Raw genomic sequence first — 15,610 nt, 5'->3', positions numbered from 1 at the left:
TTAAATCAATTTATAGTTTTTATTTTTTAAGTAGTTCTTTATAAAATTCAGGTTCTTCGAATAGCATTCTATGGTGTGGTAGCTGTTGCCCAGTGACAAGTTGTACAAACTTGTAATGAAATCATCAGTTTGCCGCTCCAGGAATATAGAAAAACTATTGAAATCGCAATTTAGGATATATTTAACAATCCTCGTATTAAAACAGAAATTACCGCTTTTTATGATCTTATCCAGATCAAATATGGATTTTATCTGATGGTAGTTCAGAAAATTTTCAATATTAGGATGAATATCGTGATTGACCAGTTCTGCATAATAGAGCATAAAAATATCATTCGTCAGCCCGTAATCTTTCACCATTTTCATGATCATTTTTTCGTGACTGCCAGTAATCTTAATATCGTCCAGAAAAAACAATACTTTATCTTTCAGGAAATCCTTATCAATGTGAAAGGAGTCATTGCCAATGAGTTTCATCCTCTCTTCTGCACTTAAGGCACCATAATCATCCTTGTAAGTGATGGTTCTGTGTACCTTGGCTTCCTGTACCACCATTCTGTTATTTTCCACGAGCCAGTGATTCAACTCGTAAACAAAGTAGTTCTTCATGGCAAAAGTAGCCGTTGGTATAAAACAATACGGGCTTGATATCACAACAATTTGCTCTCCTTCAAGATTATCCTCTAGAAAATCTTTGATAAAGCCCTGTGCAAGATCCTTTCCGAATTTCTTTGCTACCATATCATCTCCAAATTTGAAACGGCTATAGTCATCCGGATGAAAGCCAAAACTACTGGTATGCTGTATTTTATGTAGTGAATAGGTATATGGGATCATAGTAATAATTCAGAGATAGTTATATGATTTGAATTAATTAGCAAACTTTTTATACCGATAGATTCGGCACCTTTTACATCAGCAAAAGGATTATCACCAACATGAATAATTTCGTGTAATCCCAGTTCAACATGTTTTTCTTTATCTATTTTGTCCAACATCAGCTGAAAAAACTGAAGATTAGGTTTCGACATTCTGACCTCGTCCGAGTATAACTGAAAATCCATTAGCCCGTCCAGCTCAAGGTGATTCAACACCTTTTTTAGCGTTTTTCCCCTAATAAACCCTGTATTACTCAATAAACTTATAGTGCTGCGTCCGGAAGCTTTCAGCTGATGTAAAACATTCAGGCTATTTGAACAGTATACTACAGGCATATAATTGAACACCAATTTCTCCATTTCATTGTACAGACCTTCTATATCTATGTCCTGAAAAGCTGTAGAATAGTTATTGATGATACTGATCACCATCAGGTACATCTCATCGGCATCAATGTTTTTTCCAGTTCTTTCATTAATGCTGTTGACCATCAGATCTACCTGCCTGAAGATTACAGAAACCTCTTCTAAACTTTTGCCTGTCGAATTAAAATTCGCATGAAAATACTTAGCCCTTTCCGCTTTAAATGCCGGATTGGATTTAATGAGGGTCAACCACAGATCAAAAGAATAATGTTTATAATTGGGCATCTGAGCGCTCTTTTTTTGGGTATATGATCAAAATTTATGCCCAATGTTACAAAAAATCTATTAATTTTTATCCGTCGCCACACGATAATCCGGGTCTTCCTGAATGTTCACTTCTATCACCTCAGCAGCATTTCCAAGCAGCTGACGGCAGTCGGCACTCAAGTGTTTCAAGCGAAGCAGCTTACCTGCCTGTTTGTAACGCACTGTTAGTTTGTTCAATGCATCTATGCCCGACATGTCGGCTACCCTGCTCTCTTTAAAATCAATGACCACTTCCTGCGGATCTGTTGCCACATCAAACTTTTCCTGGAAAGCTGCTACAGAACCAAAGAACAATGGCCCGAAAATTTCATAATATTTGATTCCGTCGGCTCCCATATATTTACGTGCACGGATGCGCTTGGCACTTTCCCAGGCAAATACCAATGCAGAAATGATCACACCTACCAGTACTGCCAAAGCCAGGTTGTGCAGCCAAACCGTAATCACCGCCACCAGTACCCCCACAAAAATATCCTGCCGTGGCATTTTATTGACGATTCTGAGACTCATCCATTCAAAAGTACCGATGGCCACCATGATCATCACCCCTGTCAACGCTGCCATCGGCACGCGCTCTATCACCGGCGCACCGATCAGGATGATTAGGAGAATGGTTAATGCGGCAATGATCCCTGACAACCTTGCCCTTGAGCCGGCCGACAGGTTTACCAGCGTCTGCGCAATCATTGGGCAACCACCCATTCCAAAGAAAAAGCCATTGAGGATGTTGGCACTGCCCTGGGCTATACATTCCTTATTTCCACGCCCTTTCGTCCCTGTGATCTCATCTACCAGATTCAGCGTCAGCAATCCTTCAGTAAGCCCTACTCCCGCCATGATCAACGCGTAGGGAAAGATCACCTGCAGCATTTCGAGGTTGAAAGGAACTGCCGGAATGTGAAATGGAGGCAGTCCGCCCTTCACAGAGGCAATATCCTTCACTGTTTTAGTATCTATTCCAAAAAGGAGCACCACAGCAAAGACCACCAAAATAGCTACTAACGAGGCCGGAACCTTCTTGGTGATGCGCGGTAGTCCAAGCACAATAGCTATGGTGAGTCCCACCAGTCCCAGCATCGTCCATAACGGGGCACCCGAAAGCCAGGTCAGTTCGCCATTGACCACCGTTTTGAACTGCTCTAGTTGCGCCATAAAAATCACGATTGCCAAGCCATTCACAAAACCAAACATCACCGGTTGCGGAACGAGCCTCACAAATTTCCCAAGCCTGAACAAGCCTACCAGGATTTGAAACAGACCTGCAAGCACCACCGCAGCAAACACATATTCAATGCCGTGTGATTTCATCAAGGCAATCAGTACAATCACCGTCGCCCCGGCACCACCGGAAATGAGTCCGGGCCTGCCGCCAAAAACAGCCGTCACCAAACCCATGATAAATGCAGCATACAGTCCCACCAATGGTGGCAAACCTGCCAGAATGGCAAAGGATAAGGATTCTGGCATCATGGTCATGGCCACGGTAAGCCCGGCGAGAATTTCCGTTTTATAATTGATCTTTTGCGAGAAGTCGAACAAAGGAGTAGTGTATTTCATTTCCGCTATAAAGGTAATTATATTTGGAGCATGGCAGATAAAAAAGACCTTAGAAAAGCTATTGAAAGACTATAGAAAAGCCATGTTTGCTGAGGTCTTGGAGCGGGGTTGGGCCGGTATTGTTGGGGCGTTGTCCGGTAACCGCACCAACCCCTATCCAAGACCTGCACAAAGCCTAAGCAAATATGGAAATAATATTATGATTGTAAAGTCTTATAGACTTGGATCACTATACCTTATCCAAAGGCTTTCTGTCCTTTGTAGCCGCAGTTTTATATTTACTAGGCGAAATACCCGTGACTGATTTAAATTGAGTAGATAGATGAGCGCTGCTGCTGTAGCCCATTTGATAAGCAATTTCATTAAGATTCAACTCTCCATATTCCAACAACTCCTTTACCTTCTGGATCTTTTGCTGGATCACATATCGCTCTATCGTGATGCCTTCAGCATCTGAAAAGAGGCGACTGAGGTAAGCATAGTCCTTATGTAATCGTTCAGCTACCAACTGCATCAAGCTCTGATTAAGCTCGTTGAGATCTGAATAATGCACCAAATTGATCACTTCTGTTTTCACAGCCTCGATCAGCTGGTCTTTTTCTTTATCGATGAGTTCAAAGCCCAGCACCTGGAAACTAGCAGAAATCTGCTGCAATTGCGTAGGGTTAGGATCGGGAAGCACCTCCACCTGACCCAGCGAAATATTTTCTACCTCGAAGCCCTGGGCTTGCAATTGCTGCCTGACAATTAGCACGCAGCGATCACAAACCATATTTTTCACAAATAAAATCATATTGTTTCAGCTTTATAACCAGCCTTTTCCAATGTTTCTATAACCTGCTTTGCATTGAGGGTATCAGCTCCCTTAACCTCTAATATTTTATCTGGATTCTCTGTATCGATCTTCCAGTCATCGATCTCAAGGACATTTAGATGTGGTGTAACTGTTGCGACGCAACCACTACATTTGATATTTGTTTTAAATTTTAAAGTCTGCATAATGATGTAAATTAAGTATTAATTAAGTTTTGCCAATTTTAAACGTAAACTATTGCTTACTACTGACACTGAGCTTAATGCCATAGCTGCTCCGGCTATCATTGGATTCAACAAAAAGCCGTTAAAAGGGTATAGTATTCCTGCTGCAATAGGAATGCCGATTAAATTATAAATGAAAGCCCAGAATAAGTTCTGTCGTATAGCTTTTACTGTCAACCTGGAAAGCTGTAATGCCTTTGGAACCTGCAGGAGATCGGAAGAAACTAATGTAACCTTGGCAACATCAATGGCAATATCCGAACCTTTACCCATTGCAATTGAAACGTCGGACTGCGCAAGGGCCTGGCTATCGTTAATACCATCACCAATCATCGCAACAACCTTTCCTTCATCCTGTAGTTTTTTAATAAAGTCTGCCTTATCTGATGGCAGAACTTCTGCTTTAAAATGTGCTATACCGGTCTGCCTTGCCACTGCGGAAGCTGTTTCTTCATTATCTCCCGTAAGCATATACACCTCAATACCAAGTGATTTCAACTCAGCTACTGCAGCCTTAGATGAAATCTTCACCTGATCTGCGATAGCTACAACCGCGAGAACCGCTTGCTGGTCTGCAAAATAAATGACCGTCTGTGCCCGGGCTTGCAGTGCTTTAGCATGCTGCAATAAATCATCCGAAATGACCTGTCCAATATCCTTCAATATTTTATGACTACCTGCCCAATAAGACTTGCCGTTATATTTTGCTAAAACACCTTTTCCTGTCAGACTTTCAAAATCAGTTACAGACACTGTATCTATACCATATTGTTTAAAATCAGCATATATCGCTTCGGCCAGAGGATGTTCAGAGTTTTGCTCCATTGCAGCGAACACCCGCTCCAATAAAACCTGCTCTTCCGGAAGCTGATGAGCCCATTTTATTGAAGTTACTTTCGGTTTTCCTTCAGTGATGGTTCCTGTCTTATCAAGCACAATGGCATTTACCTTATAAGCCTGTTCAAGTGCCTCAGCATCTTTGATCAGTATTCCGTTTTCTGCACCCTTACCAATTCCGACCATAATTGCGGTCGGCGTAGCTAGTCCTAAAGCACAAGGACAAGCTATTACCAAAACTGTTACCATGGCAAGTAAGCCTTGCGTAAAAGCGTGTTCACCGCCAAACAGCATCCATATGGCCAGAGTGACTATGGCAATGAGCATGACAACAGGGACAAAGATACCCGCAATTTTATCTACCAGTTTTTGTACAGGAGCCTTTGATCCCTGGGCATCCTGCACCAGCTGGATGATCTGAGCAAGCATGGTCTCCCCGCCTACTTTCTCGGCTACAAAGCGAAAACTCCCCTTCTGATTAATGGTTCCTGCAAAAACAGCATCGTCTTTTTGCTTAGCCACGGCCACAGGCTCTCCTGTAATCATACTTTCATCTACAAAAGAACTCCCCTCATAAACCCTTCCGTCTACAGGAATTTTATCACCGGATCTCACCAACAGCCTATCTCCTTTTTTTACATCCAGAATTGCGATTTCATGCTCGCCATCATCTGCTATTCTGATTACTGTTTTCGGCTGTAAACCGATTAGTTTCTTTATCGCAGATGAAGTATTTGATTTTGCCCTTTCTTCCAATAATTTACCCAGCATGATAAATACGATCACGACCGCAGCAGCCTCATAATATACATGAGGATGCAATCCTCTCTCATGCCAGAACTCAGGATAAAAAGTATTGAACAAACTAAAGATAAAGGCTATCCCGGTGCTTAATGCCACCAATGTGTCCATATTTGCTTTCTGGTGCTTCGCTTGTTTAAAGGCATTGATAAAGAAATTCTTACCAAAATAGAACACAACAGGGGCTGTCAGCAGCATCATGATGTAATTACCATATGGCATGTCCATAAAAAACATCCCAATAACCACTACCGGAACAGTTAATATAGCAGCTGCTAAAATTCTATTTTTTAATGACTTATAATTATTCTCCTGAACCTCTTTCTGTTTTTCATCTCCTTTTTCCGCATCGATGATCAAATCATAACCTACACCCTGAACTGCTTTTTGCATGTCTTCAGTAGTGACGACTTTTGGATCATACACGACCTTTACCTTCTGCGTTGCATAGTTTACCTCTGCCTGAACCACTCCTTCCTGCGCGGCGATCATAGATTCAACGCTAACGGCACATCCCGCGCAGGTCATGCCCAATACCGGCAATGAAATCGTTTCTGTATTTTCTTGTAAAGACATCTCGTATATTATTTACACCACAAAAATACAGCCTGCAGGAAGCTATTTCCTTATATAATCTGGTTTAAATATTATATAATTTGGATAAGCCTAAAAATATTTCTTACCCACGTAGGGGTACATTTCAATCTTGTTGTCTTACTCTAAAATAAGCAACAATGAAATCAATAATTACTTCTATTCTATTAGCAGCGGGCTTAACCGCTACCGCACAAAACAAAATACCGGGAAAGGTACATCTAGGACTTATCTATCCGATAAGCTCGAATGGCACACATTCTCCTTTAGACACCAACAATCTTTCTATCAATCTGCTGGGGGGCATATCAGCAGAGGAAAAAGGGCTGTCATTTGCCGGAATTTCCAATGTAGTAAAGGGTAATACCCATGGCGCGCAGTTCGCAGGTTTTTCTAACCACATATTAAAGAAAGCTTCAGGCGCTCAATTTGCAGGATTTATGAATACCTACGGAGAGGGCGATGGATTTGCGTTTGCCGGATTCACAAACATCGCGTCAGGCAATGTTAAAGGTGGACAGTTTGCAGGATTTGCGAATATCGCAAAGAACATCGACGGTCTGCAGCTGGCTGGATTTGCAAATATTGCAAAAGACATCACGGCCTCTCAGCTTGCAGGCTTTATCAACACCGCAAAGGATGTGAAAGGTTCACAGCTTGCAGGTTTTATCAATGTAGCCCGAAAAGTCAAAGGTGTTCAGATCGCGGGTTTTATTAATGTGGCCGATAGCAGCGACCATCCGATCGGATTGATCAACATCATAAAAAATGGAGAAAAGAGTATTGGCGCGAGTATGGATGAAACTCAAAATGCAATGCTCACTTTTAGATCCGGAGGTAAAGTCTTATACGGAATCCTCGGAATAGGTTACAACTTTAAAAATAAAGATGAAGTTTATGCTGTTGAAGCAGGCTTTGGAGCTCATTTCTTCCAATCTAAGTCATTCCGATTAAATGCTGAAGCAACTGTCCTTTCCCTTGAAGATTTCAAAAAAGGTGAATATTTCAAAACAACATTAAGAGTATTGCCAGCATTCAAAATCACTCCTTTCCTGGAGATATTTGCCGGTCCCTCCATAAATTATGTAAACACCAATACACTTGAAGGACGCAAGCTGACCAAAAAATACCTGCATCAGTGGGAAAACAAATGGGGCGACAACCTTCAGGGTCTATACGCTGGTTATACCGGTGGAATCCACGTGATATTCTAACAACAACATTAATCTATCATTCAATACAAACAACAACATCATGAAACATTTTATTCTTTTGGCATGTGCCGCAATAGTTTTTACCTCATGCAGCAAAGACAGAATCGCTGCAAGTGGCGACAAAATCACAGAAACCCGCAACCCAGGCAATTTTACGGGAATAAACGGAAGCGGGTCCAGCAACATCCATGTCAGTCACGGTTCTGAATATAAAGTGGTTTTAAAAGGCTCAGACAACCTGGTTCCCCGTTTCAAAACAGAGGTGATGAATAACATTTTATACCTGAAATATGAACACGTGAATGTACACAGGGATGATATTGAGATTTTCATAACCCTCCCAGTCATCAATTATGTCTCACTAAGCGGAAGTGGCGAAATCGATATCAAGGACGCATTTCCTGCTAACGATTCTTTCAAAGTAAACATCAGCGGATCTGGAGAAGCTGACCTGGAAAAACTGGAGGCAAAAAAAGCCGATATTGATATCTCAGGCAGCGGCGATGCTAAAATAAAGGTTTTAGAAAACCTAAAAGCCAGAATAAGCGGAAGCGGTAAAATCTATTACCTGGGCAACCCTGTCATAGATTCAAAAATCAGCGGATCGGGAAAAGTAATAAAACTATAATGCAGCCTTTGGCAATTTTATCTAAGTTTGAGTCAGATTATAAACCAATAAGCTTGACTAAAACTTCATCTCCGGCAGCAGAACAGATCTATGATGATATTGCTTTTGAGCGACTCTTTAAGGCGCACTATCGGGAGCTCCACGCCTATGCGGGGGTAATGCTGAGAGATAAGGATATGGCAGAAGAGATTGTTCAAAGCATGTTTCTCAAATTCTGGGAAAAACGTGAACTGCTGAACATACAATCTTCCATAAAGGCCTATTTATACAAATGCACTTATAATGATTGTTTAAATTACATCAAGCATCAGAAAATAAGGACCAAATACCAGGATTTTGCGATGTATACGATGAATGATCAGCATGAACCGGCTTCCTCAAAAGTGGAACTTACTGAACTTCAAAAGAAATTGCAGGAAGCCCTGAATGAGCTCCCCGAACATTGCAGAACTGTATTCCAGATGAGCAGATTTGAAGATCTGAAATATAGAGAGATCGCCGAACAGCTTGGTATATCCATAAAGACTGTGGAAAACCAAATGGGAAAGGCTTTAAAGATATTAAGGATAAAGCTTGCCGACTTTATCACCCTCATCATACCCGGCATAATTATGTTTTACAAGGATTTTTTTAATTAAAAGAAACGATGAAGGATGAACTATTGATAAAGTTTCTTTTAAAGGAAGCAAACGCACACGAAAACACCAAAGTCCAGCAATGGATAGATGCAGATCCTGCTCACAAAACCTATTTTACCCAGTTTGAAAAAATCTGGTTAGCAAGTAAAACTCTTTCTCCAAATGGAAAGGCTGATGAGGAACAAGCCTGGATCAGGTTTAAAGCAAGAGTTGCTGCAAGTCAATCTGGCGAGAACATCGATTCATTGACACAAAAAAATACGGTTAAATCCCTTAAAGTCAATTACAGCTGGCTCAAGATTGCTGCTTCATTCGTTCTTATTGCAGGTATCTGGTTTATATACAACTTCTTTGGCGAACAAAACTATACAAATCTGTCGGCAGGAAATCAAGTGATTACAGAAACACTTCCAGATGGATCAGCAATCACAATGAACAAAAATTCAGTCATCAGCTATGCTACAGACTTTAAGGAAGAAAGAAGTGTTCAATTGAAACAAGGTGATGTATTTTTTGATGTAGCACATGACAAAAGCCACCCTTTTGTAATTGAAATAGATCAGGTATCTGTTACCGTAGTTGGCACCTCTTTCAATATCAGACATGTTAAGGATGAAACTGAGGTTATCGTAGAAACAGGTATAGTTAAAGTAGCATCTGGAAATGACGTTATAGAACTGAGAAAGGGTGAAAAAGTATCCATAAAACCTTCTTCGCCTCAACTGATCAAAGAAACAAATAAAGATCAGCTGTATAATTATTACCGCAGCAATTACTTCGTAGCCAACAACATACCATTGATCAAATTGACAACAGCTTTAAACGAAGCATATGATACACAAATCGTTATCAATGAGCCCTCTACTGCAAATGAGCCCATCAACACTACCCTTAAGAGAGCGGATTCCTTTGACTCAAACCTTGCAACGATTTGCAAGACCATGGATTTAAAAATAACCCGTAACGGAGCGCAGATTTTATTGTCTAAAAACAAATGAGATTAAAGATCATATTGTTGCTGATTGGCATATCATCATGGTGCAAGGCACAAAATAACACAGATGACTACATGCGTAATCTGGATAAACTGGTAAAGCTGGATGTAAAAGCAAAACCCGTATCTGAGGTATTGGACAGACTAAGTAAAACAGGCGGCTTCTTTTTCTCCTACAGCGGTATACTTTTTAACCAGGATAGTATTGTCAATGTAAGTGCCACCAATATGCCGGTAAGAGATGTCCTGGACCGCATTTTCGACGGAAAGGTCGCCTATAAAGAGATGGGTGAGCATGTCATTCTAAGGTATGCTGCCAATCACCTGACCATAGAACCTGAAAACATCAGCAGTAATGAAAAATCATATCAGATCAGCGGGTATGTAGTCGATAAGAGGACAGGACAAGCGGTCGGAAAGGCCAGTGTATACGAAAAACGGACTTTAGATGGCGACCTTACCGACGACAAAGGGTATTTCAAAATCCGCATCAAGGGAAATCATACAATGATCATACTAACGGCCAGTAAAGAAATGTACCGTGATACTTCCCTTGTTTTTTTATCTGACATCAAGATTAAGCCAGAGGGTTATCGGGATAAGAACGACGAAAAGGGAAGCTTCTTTTTTAATACCATAGAAAAATCAGGTATCAGCCGGTTCTTCTTATCGTCAAAACAAAAATTCCAGAGCCTGAACATCTCTGGATTTTTAGCGAATAGTCCTTTCCAGGCCTCCTTCACCCCTGGCTTAAGTTCGCATGGCATCATGAGCTCACAGGTCATCAATAAAGGTTCTTTGAATATAATCGGAGGCTACACCGCCGGAATTAATGGTGTGGAAATTGCCGGACTTTTTAACATCACCAAAGGAAATGTCATCAAACTGCAGATCGCAGGAGGTTTTAATGGTGTAGGTGGCTCGGTGGAAGGTGTGCAGGTAGCCGGACTTTTAAATGATGTGAGAACAGGTGTTAAGGGCGTCCAGGTAGCTGGTGTAGTAAACCACGTAAAGGAAGATGTTGAAGGTGTTCAGATTGCGGGGGTGACGAATATTACTTTCAAGGGTTTCAGAGGTACACAAATAGCAGGTGTGGCTAATATATCGCCCGAAAAGACCAAGGGTACGCAGATTGCCGGATTGATTAACTATACCGCTAAAGAGATTGATGGCGTACAGATTTCCGGTGTGGGAAATATAGCATTGAAGGAACTATCCGGAGTTCAGATCACTGGTGTATTCAATTATGCGAAGCAAATGAAAGGACTACAGATCGGATTGGTCAATATTTCTGATTACAATACCGGATATAGTATTGGCTTAATTAACTATGTCCATCATGGTTATCATAAGATCAGCATTTCAACCGACGAAACCATCAATGCAAATATTGCATTAAAAACAGGGAACGCTAAGCTCTACAACATCATCCTTGCCGGAAAAAACCATGGTGATTCTGCTAAAATACTTACCGCCGGTCTGGGTTTCGGACATGACTTTATTTTTAACAATAAATTATCAGTCGCTGCTGAAATCACAGGACAATACCTGTATCTGGGCAATTGGGATCACACCAATTTCTTGAACAGGTTTCAGGCTAACCTGCAATACCAGGTTTTTAAAGGAATTACCTTATTTGCCGGACCGGTCTATTCGACCTATAATGGCACTGAAGGCTCAGCCGAAAAAGGGTATCAGCAAAGAGTTGCCCCCCAAAGAGCTCATAAAATCAGTTCAGGAATAAAGGGATGGATGGGATGGAATGCAGGAATTACGCTGATGTAACTCCTGCATATTTAAAATCTTAAGCTACAGTATTTCTGCTTAAACTCAGATATGGATATTTTGCTTTAAGCAATTCAAACGAACCAAACATCAGTACTCCGTAAATCAGAGATCCGTAAACAAAATTAAGTTCGTAAGGAATAGCAGCTACGAGGCATGCCCAGTAACCTGCCAGGGTTGGTTCATATAACCCCGGTATATACATCGCACTAATGTCGGATACGATCCAATGAATCAATACCATTACAATAGTTGACAATACCAAATTCTGTACATTTATTTTCGTCAGCATTACTTTACCAACAAATACCATCAGGATAAAGGCTATATAAATCCAGTACCATCCGCCATAGAAGAAACCATATCCAGATATCTGAGAGATAAAAATATCACTCAATAACAAAATAAGTAATGGGAATCCGAAAGCTTTGATGTTATTACTAAAGTAAGCACCCCCAAACAGCGCAATAGCGCCTACTCCAGAGAAGTTGGCTATTTCCTTGAAATTGTCAGAAAGCGCTGCTGCAACGCGTATAATGCTAACCAATACAATGATCAATAAAAGTATTGCGGTACGCGGGTTGAATTTTGAGTCAGACATATTTTTAAAAAATTATAGACCAAAGTTATGTTATTTCTACGGATAATAAAACAGCTCGCATTCTTCTTATATAACGACTCGCTTTATTTGATCAGGCCAAGATCGAGCACCCCCAGTAGTTCAGTAGAGAGTTCACCCAATATGCCCAGATTGGCCTGGATACCTGTCTGGATCTTTATAAAATCAATTCCTGCAAGGGCAACCGGCTTACCGTCGGCATCCACGGCATTTGCGATGTCTATTTTATCGCCATCAACCAGGTTATCCGCATAGCCAAAAGCAAAAGGCATACTGGTGATCTGTACGCCAGGTTTGATATTGGTTGAGGGAAGCAGCGAACCTTTCAGGGTATATTCGTTTCCGGAAATCCATGATGGATAGCCCTGTACCTTACTGCCCATATTCACTGTACCACTGTTTCCCTTGTTGTCTCTCCAGGCTACAGGCCCACCTGCAGCAGGTTTGCTATATGTTACTTCATAATTACGCATATAACCTGGCTGGGTATATTCACTGCCTTTAACTTCATACCAGATTTCATCAGGTTTACCATTTCCATTTGCATCTTTCATCACCCATACAATTCCGGGCTCGGCGAAATTAGCGAGCGGATTACCGTAAACCACCAGGTCGTCCTTATTGCTTTCATTGATCACCGTGTGGTCAAAGCCAAGTACAATGTAACCTCCCCAGGCTCCAAGTGATACAAGACCTTGCTTCCCTTCCAGGCTTTTTGCTGCAGCAAGTGTTCCGAGTGTCCGGTTGGTATTTTGTCCTGGTCCGGGTAAAAACTCAAATACTGTTTTTACGTAAGCACTACTGCCCGGCGTTACCGGAATGTTGGGCAAACCTACATTTACTGTGTAACTGCGGGAAAATACCCCGCCATTATTCGTAGCTGTATATTCTACTGTATAAATTCCAGATTGAATAGCGGTGAAATCGTAGCTGGAAGTATTGCTGGTTACCTCTCCATCCAGCTTCCACTCCTGTTCATAACCGCTACCATTTACATTAAGGGCTGAAAAAGCAATCGTCTCATTCACCTTTACATTCAATACAGTCCCTTCAATGCCCATCTGTATTACGGGCGGCTCTGGGGTTTCTTTATCTTTCTTACATGCACTAAACATGGCAAAACTGAGCAAGAGCATCGATAAGGACTGTCTGATTTTCATATCGGTTTTTTTAAATTATTTATAGCTGTATTTGAATACTGCACTTTGGGGAATTGAACCAGTAGCAAATTCAAATTTCTTAGTCCCATCAGCTCCGAAACAGAAAAACTTGCCATCAGTCGAATAATCTGTTGCATCAGCTACATACACATCACTATTAAGTGGATCAACAGTAATGCCATAAATATTGCTTACAGCAGTTCCATCTGTAATAAAATTAGCACCAACAGTTGCATTTGAAATATTGAATGTCTTTAAGGCTGAAGGATAGTGACCTGTAATCACGAAAGCTTTTGTTCCTGCTATCGTAATGGCATTTAAATCATAAGTGTAAGTCTGGATTTTAGTGTCAGTAACACTGCTTAGTTTTTCAAAAGCAGGAACAATAGATGGCTGATACTGTCCTCTGGTTACAACAAATAAATCCCCATTTGGAGAAGCGGCTATCTTAGTTGCATTGAAGCTGGTTGCAATCTCTGTCAATTTCTTAAAGGTATTCAGATCAACCACCGAAACGGATGAATTTATCGGATTACTAATGTAAGGATGCAATGAATTGGTAACATATAACTTATTGTTTACAATGGCCATTTCTTCCATCGCACCGCCAGCTTCTAACCTCGATTCGATATTTAAACTTGTCGTATCTATCTTCGTAATAAAACCATCATAACCAGAAACGTATGCCTTGCCCTTATGAAAGGCAACATTTCTTGGAGAAAAATCTTTGGTATCATTAAAAAAGGGAATTCGTTTAATTGATTTACCCGTCGCGATATTAATTACTTCAACATAAGCGTCTTTAGCTGTTGAATTATCACCGGTAACTATACAATACATTTTACTGCCATATGATTTTAGGGCACTGGCACCTGTACCAAGGTCAATTCCATTCTGTTTCTTAAAATAGTCCTTCTCTAAAGCTTTTGTAGCGATATCATAATAAGTAATCGTACTATTGTTTATCCTACCAAATGGTCCTTCACACAACACATAAATACCCGTTGTTGCATTTGGCTGAGGGTCAATTGTCGGTAATCTATCTTTTTTGCAGGCACTGAGCGCCAGGACTGCAAATAATACTGTAAATAGGAGCGGCTTAAAGTTTAGTTTGTTCATCATGTTTGCTTTTTAGCCAGACAAAGCTCTGTAAAATAACTCTGTCTGTCGGTTTTTATCTATTTTTTTAAATGTAATTTGATATCTATGGCCCCACCTATCTCGGTAGAAACCTCTCCCAGTACTCTTGACCTTGGATTTGTGATGTCCGGCTCATAAGGATTTCCATTTGAATTTTGTGCCGTGTACACTTTAACAAAATCAATATGCTTTAGCTTTACTTTATTCCCTTCATCGTCAACTGCCCAGGAAATATCGAAGGAATTATAAGCCGCACCAGTACTTTCCATCAAAGCTTTGAAATCTTCCGAGCCATTATCGGCATATCCCCAATCGAGAGGTTTATTGGTAATGATCTTCTCGTCAGACAGGCTGTTTTTTTGCAATGTTCCGGTAAAAGAAACCTGGTCCTGGTCTTTGATCCATAAAGGATAATAAGATTTGCGATGAAAGTTATTTCTTAAAACATAGCCCTCCTTACCCTGACTATCAGTCCACCTAATGTCATCTGTGGTATTTTTAGGATTATAATAAGTGATCTTGTAGTTTTTTATGGTCTCTGGCTTATGATATTCACTGCCTGCAAGCTCAAACCATGAACCATCATCTGGTAAACCATTGCCATTCAAATCCTGCATGACCATTACAATTGCAGGCTCAGACCACTCCATAGCTACCCCAGTTAGAGGATTGCCATAAATTCCAATGTCTGCACCCTCCATATTTTCAATGGAATGGTCAAAACCAAATACCAGGTAGCCACCATAGCCGCCCAAAGATACAAGGCCTTCACGAGCTTTGCCTACGAGCGCTTGCGCGGCTTCCGGGCTACCAAGTCCTTCATTGATGAACTGCCCGGGCGCCGGCAGATAGTCAAAGATCTTACTGATAGACTTTGAACTTGATGCTGTAACGGGTCTTGGATCGTAAACTTCCGCGTCGGGCTCATTTTTTTTACAGGCAGTTAAACACAATTGAGAAACAGCAACTACCATCAGTGCCGACTTTAAATTCCTAAGCGGGTTGTCTTTCTTAAAGCTCATTTTAATATATAG

General features: G+C 41.0%; 15 protein-coding genes. 5 read left to right on the top strand and 10 right to left on the bottom strand.

What is annotated here, in order from left to right; genetic code table 11:
* The 6 genes from FA047_RS04205 to FA047_RS04180 form a co-directional block, all read right to left on the bottom strand.
* The gene (locus FA047_RS04205) at window positions 1-837 is read right to left on the bottom strand and encodes a phosphoribosyltransferase family protein (RefSeq protein ID WP_136834714.1); all 837 of its coding nucleotides are present in this window, start codon (window positions 835-837) and stop codon (window positions 1-3) included.
* The gene (locus FA047_RS04200; RefSeq protein ID WP_136834713.1) at window positions 834-1,529 is read right to left on the bottom strand and encodes an HAD family hydrolase; all 696 of its coding nucleotides are present in this window, start codon (window positions 1,527-1,529) and stop codon (window positions 834-836) included. Before FA047_RS04200 ends, FA047_RS04205 begins: the two co-directional genes overlap by 4 nt.
* A 60-nt stretch (window positions 1,530-1,589) precedes the next feature.
* Window positions 1,590-3,128, bottom strand: coding sequence for a SulP family inorganic anion transporter (locus FA047_RS04195; RefSeq protein WP_136834712.1), 1,539 nt, complete (start codon window positions 3,126-3,128; stop codon window positions 1,590-1,592).
* Window positions 3,129-3,357: 229 nt separating this feature from the next.
* Window positions 3,358-3,921 (bottom strand): helix-turn-helix domain-containing protein, encoded by a 564-nt coding sequence (locus tag FA047_RS04190; RefSeq protein WP_136834711.1) that lies wholly within the window; start codon window positions 3,919-3,921, stop codon window positions 3,358-3,360.
* A complete protein-coding gene (locus tag FA047_RS04185; RefSeq protein WP_136834710.1) occupies window positions 3,918-4,127 on the bottom strand; it encodes a heavy-metal-associated domain-containing protein in 210 nt (69 codons plus the stop codon). The genes FA047_RS04190 and FA047_RS04185 overlap by 4 nt, the downstream gene beginning before the upstream one ends.
* Before the next feature lie 18 nt (window positions 4,128-4,145).
* Entirely contained in the window at window positions 4,146-6,380 is a 2,235-nt protein-coding gene (locus FA047_RS04180) for a heavy metal translocating P-type ATPase (protein ID WP_136834709.1), read from the bottom strand.
* A gap of 158 nt (window positions 6,381-6,538) precedes the next feature.
* Between FA047_RS04180 and FA047_RS04175 the strand changes: the two genes are divergently transcribed.
* Genes FA047_RS04175 through FA047_RS04155 form a run of 5 tightly spaced genes read left to right on the top strand, consistent with a single transcriptional unit; the run spans window position 6,539 to window position 11,657 of the window.
* A complete protein-coding gene (locus tag FA047_RS04175; RefSeq protein WP_136834708.1) occupies window positions 6,539-7,612 on the top strand; it encodes a hypothetical protein in 1,074 nt (357 codons plus the stop codon).
* 40 nt (window positions 7,613-7,652) lie between these two features.
* Window positions 7,653-8,240 carry a GIN domain-containing protein gene (locus tag FA047_RS04170; RefSeq protein ID WP_136834707.1) on the top strand — a complete coding sequence of 196 codons (588 nt, stop codon included), beginning with the start codon at window positions 7,653-7,655 and terminating at the stop codon, window positions 8,238-8,240.
* A gap of 53 nt (window positions 8,241-8,293) precedes the next feature.
* Window positions 8,294-8,878 (top strand): RNA polymerase sigma-70 factor, encoded by a 585-nt coding sequence (locus tag FA047_RS04165; protein WP_225872624.1) that lies wholly within the window; start codon window positions 8,294-8,296, stop codon window positions 8,876-8,878.
* 8 nt (window positions 8,879-8,886) lie between these two features.
* Window positions 8,887-9,876, top strand: a complete 990-nt coding sequence (locus FA047_RS04160) for a FecR family protein (protein WP_136834705.1) — start codon at window positions 8,887-8,889, stop codon at window positions 9,874-9,876.
* Complete coding sequence (locus FA047_RS04155; RefSeq protein WP_136834704.1) at window positions 9,873-11,657, top strand: LA_2272 family surface repeat-containing protein; 1,785 nt, start codon at window positions 9,873-9,875, stop codon at window positions 11,655-11,657. Before FA047_RS04160 ends, FA047_RS04155 begins: the two co-directional genes overlap by 4 nt.
* Window positions 11,658-11,676: 19 nt before the next feature.
* On the opposite strand, the gene FA047_RS04150 is transcribed toward FA047_RS04155, so the two are convergent.
* The 4 genes from FA047_RS04150 to FA047_RS04135 all read right to left on the bottom strand — a co-directional run bounded on the left by FA047_RS04150 (window position 11,677) and on the right by FA047_RS04135 (window position 15,598).
* Window positions 11,677-12,258 carry a DUF6580 family putative transport protein gene (locus FA047_RS04150; RefSeq protein ID WP_136834703.1) on the bottom strand — a complete coding sequence of 194 codons (582 nt, stop codon included), beginning with the start codon at window positions 12,256-12,258 and terminating at the stop codon, window positions 11,677-11,679.
* A gap of 83 nt (window positions 12,259-12,341) precedes the next feature.
* Window positions 12,342-13,436: a cell surface protein gene (locus tag FA047_RS04145; protein WP_136834702.1), complete on the bottom strand. Its 1,095-nt coding sequence runs from the start codon at window positions 13,434-13,436 to the stop codon at window positions 12,342-12,344.
* A gap of 15 nt (window positions 13,437-13,451) precedes the next feature.
* Window positions 13,452-14,558 (bottom strand): YncE family protein, encoded by a 1,107-nt coding sequence (locus tag FA047_RS04140; protein ID WP_136834701.1) that lies wholly within the window; start codon window positions 14,556-14,558, stop codon window positions 13,452-13,454.
* Window positions 14,559-14,614: 56 nt separating this feature from the next.
* Window positions 14,615-15,598 carry a PKD domain-containing protein gene (locus FA047_RS04135; protein WP_136834700.1) on the bottom strand — a complete coding sequence of 328 codons (984 nt, stop codon included), beginning with the start codon at window positions 15,596-15,598 and terminating at the stop codon, window positions 14,615-14,617.
* Between the last annotated feature and the right edge of the window lie 12 nt (window positions 15,599-15,610).

This window comes from Pedobacter frigoris (assembly GCF_005116445.1).
Lineage (GTDB): Bacteria > Bacteroidota > Bacteroidia > Sphingobacteriales > Sphingobacteriaceae > Pedobacter > Pedobacter frigoris.
The sequence above is the reverse complement of the archived record's forward strand: the minus strand, read 5'-3'. Positions and strand labels throughout refer to the sequence as shown.

Coding starts and splice junctions, on each gene's coding strand:
- FA047_RS04135 (WP_136834700.1), bottom strand. CDS start 15,598: ATGAGCTTTAAGAAAGACAACCCGCTTAGGAATTTAAAGTCGGCACTG.
- FA047_RS04140 (WP_136834701.1), bottom strand. CDS start 14,558: ATGATGAACAAACTAAACTTTAAGCCGCTCCTATTTACAGTATTATTT.
- FA047_RS04195 (WP_136834712.1), bottom strand. CDS start 3,128: ATGAAATACACTACTCCTTTGTTCGACTTCTCGCAAAAGATCAATTAT.
- FA047_RS04175 (WP_136834708.1), top strand. CDS start 6,539: ATGAAATCAATAATTACTTCTATTCTATTAGCAGCGGGCTTAACCGCT.
- FA047_RS04185 (WP_136834710.1), bottom strand. CDS start 4,127: ATGCAGACTTTAAAATTTAAAACAAATATCAAATGTAGTGGTTGCGTC.
- FA047_RS04150 (WP_136834703.1), bottom strand. CDS start 12,258: ATGTCTGACTCAAAATTCAACCCGCGTACCGCAATACTTTTATTGATC.
- FA047_RS04200 (WP_136834713.1), bottom strand. CDS start 1,529: ATGCCCAATTATAAACATTATTCTTTTGATCTGTGGTTGACCCTCATT.
- FA047_RS04145 (WP_136834702.1), bottom strand. CDS start 13,436: ATGAAAATCAGACAGTCCTTATCGATGCTCTTGCTCAGTTTTGCCATG.
- FA047_RS04205 (WP_136834714.1), bottom strand. CDS start 837: ATGATCCCATATACCTATTCACTACATAAAATACAGCATACCAGTAGT.
- FA047_RS04170 (WP_136834707.1), top strand. CDS start 7,653: ATGAAACATTTTATTCTTTTGGCATGTGCCGCAATAGTTTTTACCTCA.
- FA047_RS04190 (WP_136834711.1), bottom strand. CDS start 3,921: ATGATTTTATTTGTGAAAAATATGGTTTGTGATCGCTGCGTGCTAATT.
- FA047_RS04155 (WP_136834704.1), top strand. CDS start 9,873: ATGAGATTAAAGATCATATTGTTGCTGATTGGCATATCATCATGGTGC.
- FA047_RS04160 (WP_136834705.1), top strand. CDS start 8,887: ATGAAGGATGAACTATTGATAAAGTTTCTTTTAAAGGAAGCAAACGCA.
- FA047_RS04180 (WP_136834709.1), bottom strand. CDS start 6,380: ATGTCTTTACAAGAAAATACAGAAACGATTTCATTGCCGGTATTGGGC.